At 45.3% G+C, this 3,545-nt stretch carries 4 protein-coding genes and 1 pseudogene; 4 read left to right on the plus strand and 1 reads right to left on the minus strand.

The window, feature by feature from the left end; translation table 11 throughout:
* The coding region (locus K5Q99_RS21465; RefSeq protein ID WP_220778079.1) for a hypothetical protein at nucleotides 1-182 on the plus strand (182 nt) is incomplete at its 5' end.
* Nucleotides 155-664 (plus strand): hypothetical protein, encoded by a 510-nt coding sequence (locus K5Q99_RS21470; RefSeq protein WP_028760234.1) that lies wholly within the window; start codon nucleotides 155-157, stop codon nucleotides 662-664. The genes K5Q99_RS21465 and K5Q99_RS21470, both read left to right, overlap by 28 nt.
* 97 nt (nucleotides 665-761) lie before the next feature.
* Here the strand turns inward: K5Q99_RS21470 and ltrA are convergent.
* Nucleotides 762-2,115, minus strand: a pseudogene (gene ltrA, locus K5Q99_RS22845) (group II intron reverse transcriptase/maturase).
* A 689-nt stretch (nucleotides 2,116-2,804) separates the two neighbouring features.
* Here ltrA and K5Q99_RS21480 point away from each other — a divergent pair.
* Together K5Q99_RS21480 and K5Q99_RS21485 are read left to right on the plus strand one after the other, a co-directional pair.
* On the plus strand, nucleotides 2,805-3,041 hold the full coding sequence (locus K5Q99_RS21480) for a hypothetical protein (RefSeq protein WP_220778080.1): 237 nt from the start codon (nucleotides 2,805-2,807) through the stop codon (nucleotides 3,039-3,041).
* Between the two features lie 113 nt (nucleotides 3,042-3,154).
* The gene (locus tag K5Q99_RS21485; protein ID WP_220778081.1) at nucleotides 3,155-3,448 is read left to right on the plus strand and encodes a hypothetical protein; all 294 of its coding nucleotides are present in this window, start codon (nucleotides 3,155-3,157) and stop codon (nucleotides 3,446-3,448) included.
* Nucleotides 3,449-3,545: the final 97 nt, after the last annotated feature.

Raw genomic sequence — 3,545 nt, forward strand, 5'->3', positions numbered from 1 at the left:
GCTACCGCAAAAAAGCAAATTCCTATAGCATTATTCATACCCATTTACACGGATGTGGCAGCGGCCAAGTCCAACAAGCGATTTATGCCCTGCAAACAGCGCAGCGCATAAATACTAAGACGTTAGGCGGTCAAATCAGAATCGGAGATTTAACATGGAAAGAGAATTTCCAGATGTCTTAAAAAAATTGCATGCAATTGAAATAGATTATGCTGATGGAGATGGAATAGACTTCGAGCCATTTGATGAGTTCTATTCTGAAGAGGATGCTTCTGATTGGATTAAGGCATGGACTGGAAACAGTTCGCTTGATGGTAGTGAATATTTGATATTTGGCCAAGATGGAACTGGGGGTTATGTTGCAATTTGGCTTGTGAGAAATGATAGCGATTTGCTTCAGCAGCCAATCGTATTTTTTGGCTCTGAGGGTGAAGTTGGAGTAATCGCCCGAAACTTTAGAGACTATGTTTGGTTATTCGCTAATGGCATTGGCCCATATGAGGCCGTAGCTTATCCCGGCCTAGACAGGCCAAAGAACGAAGAGTTTCTGGCATTTGCTAAGAAGTTTGCTCCACAACACGAAAGCACAGCTTCTGAAATTATTGGAAGGGCAAAATCCGAATACCCTGATTTCGAAAAAATAATTGAGCAACTATGCCAGTAACCTCAGAATCGCCTAATCGGGTAGCCGGAGGTATTTAGCCTCCAGCCCCCACACCACCCTGCATGCGGCTCCGCACAGGGCGGTTCATTTAGAACGACTAACTCACTTTCTGGTTAGGATAATGAACTGCAATCCATCCATCTCTCAGTGAACATAAACCTGCTTTCTTGAGATACTCATTACTCAGCGCTTGCTGTATCCCTGGTGTTTTCGAGCTTCGCCACGGCCCTTTGCTTGTAATGCCACAAGCAACGGCCGCTTGGATCCTGACGCCACGTTTGAGTAAGTTTTGTACCTTAGTCCGTGGCTTTCGCCATTGACGCCAGTAGCACATACGTACTCGACGACGGATCTAATGGTCACTCTTTCTAAATAATCAGCGACACATCCTTGGTAGGCATTGGCTATGCCAAAGTAGTTGATCTAGCCTTGCTCTCTTGTTTGACAAGAGGTGCCGCACTTTAAACAATTGATAGCTCATGCTCACGCCCCAATTGCGGTTTGTCAGTCGTCTTATCTTTTGTTTGAAGATGTGCAGAGTGTTTGCATGCCATTGGATCTTTCCGCGGTTAAAGGTAAACCCTAGGAACTTGCTTTGGCCTACCTTAACCACTTGGCTTTTCTGTTCGTTAACAACCAGTTTTAGCTTAGTGGCAAGATAGCGAGTAATACTCTTGAGGACACGTTCGCCCGCTCGTTGAGACTTGACCAAGATGATAAAGTCATCCGCGTAGCGGGCGAAGTGATGCCCTCTGCTTTCCAGCTCTTTATCCAGACTATCCAACATGATGTTTGATAGTAATGGTGAGAGTGGGCCGCCCTGAGGTACACCTTCGAAGCTTGCTTCAAACACGCAGGTATTTACCAATAAGCGCCAGCAGACGCTTATCCTGTACCTTGCTCCTTAACTGAGTCATTAAGAGATCATGATTTACTCGATCAAAGAACTTGGACAGATCAACATCGACGGCAAATTTGCGTTTATGTTTGATGATATCCCTGACTTGCAAGACTGCTTGTTTGGCATTCCTATTCGGTCTAAAGCCGAAGCTATTAGCCGAGAAGGAAGGGTCAAACAACGGCGTGAGAATTTGAGCAATTGATTGCTGTATCACACGATCAATGACGTTAGGGATACCCAGTTTGCGTTTACCGCCATCGGGTTTGTCGATCTCTACGCGTCTGACTGCTGAGGGTTGATATTCACCTAACTCAAGTTGAGATTTACACTGTTGCCAACCGCCTTGCTGCACCCAAAGCGGGAAGGCTTCGATGGTCATGCCATCGATACCAGCCGCCCCATTATTGGCTTTAACCTGTCGCCAAGCTCGGTGTAGATTCTCAGGCTGAAGCAGTTGTTGGAATAAATCGCTGTTGAAGGCCGGTTGCATATCAATACGCTGCTGATAGTAATCGTCTGGCGACGTAGTGGGTATCAACAAGTTTGACAAGACTCCTCCTTCTTCTAAATGTTCAGGCCTTCACCATGTACCCACAACGCTAACGCGGGGTATGCTATCCCATCCATTACGATGGGCGTTGGGCTACTATGCCGTCTGCTGACTTCTGCTTAATCACATGCCGAGTTGCCCCGTCATGCGCTATCGGTTTTCATCTGGTTCGCTCTTTTCTGTCGATGACACTGAAAAGCCAAGGCACTTATAAACCAGAGCCTGACTGGTTAATGACCGATCGCGTGTTAAACAGATCTCCCCACTCTTTATTAACAGAAGGGGGAGCATGAACTTTCTTTGCACTGCTGCATCATTTACGGTGGCCATTAGATCACGTGGTTTCGTCGTCTTGTCCCCTTACTGCGTGGGGGAGGCCCTGCCAACTCACCTCTAGCCTACGCCTCATATGATGTTCTTGTTCATCAGCTCGCAAATTTGCTAGCGGCTTCCTTCAAACCAATCCTCGCGGATAAGCCCTTGCCATTCGCTAGTAGTTAACGTTTAATAACAGCATGTTATTGAACGGTGATCTTCCTACAGAGGACTTTCACCTCATTAGTTCATGCCCATGCTGGGCGTACACAAGTTGCTTAATATCGTTCCGGCCACAACAAGTATGGCCTCACTGGACTGCCTTTGCTGCGCTGCGGCAGCCAATTAGCAAAGCCTTAGGAGTCTTGAGTAACATGGAAATTGAAGGAAGAAAATATACCCTTGTTGTTACAAGCGCTAACGACTTCGATACACTTAGCTTGGAATGCACACTCGATAACGAATTAATAATCGAAGCAGAGCTAGTCAGTTATAAGGAAAAACAGGCAAAAATCCACTTCCATAAAAGTGGGCTTTCGCTAAAGGTGGTTGAGGCGTTCATCAATGAGGTCAATAAAGAGCTAATTAATGGCGGACAGAAAAACTCCTAACAAGTTGCTTAATTTCATTCCGGCCACAAACAGCGTGGCCTCCACTGGACTGCCTACGTTACGCTGCGGCAGCCAATTAGCAAAGCGTTAGTTTCTTACAATTAGGATTGCGTATGATTTTTAATTCAGGGCCATGTGTTTTAGAATCAGAAAAAGAGCGGAACCTCTATACAAAGTTCTTTGCTGGTTATTTTTTTAATGAATTTATTGATGGATACGACGAGCGTGTAGTGTGGATAAATAGCTACCTATCAAAAAAATTAAATAAAACAGTGTCCTTGCAGTCTCCTTCAATCAGTTTTGATAATCATACATATTTACTCGATATCGACTCTGACAGAGGGGAATTTGCGGATATTTTACTTCATGACCCAGTACTGAAGGATCCCCTCATAAATCAGCCATAGCATAGCCATATTTGAGCAACTGATTGGCGAATAATACCCAGGCCGCCAGCAATTCTTTCTCCGTGATTTGATAATCAGGCCGCCTGAGTACCTCCAA

It is taken from the genome of Shewanella hafniensis (genome assembly GCF_019655335.1).
Classification (GTDB): domain Bacteria; phylum Pseudomonadota; class Gammaproteobacteria; order Enterobacterales; family Shewanellaceae; genus Shewanella; species Shewanella hafniensis.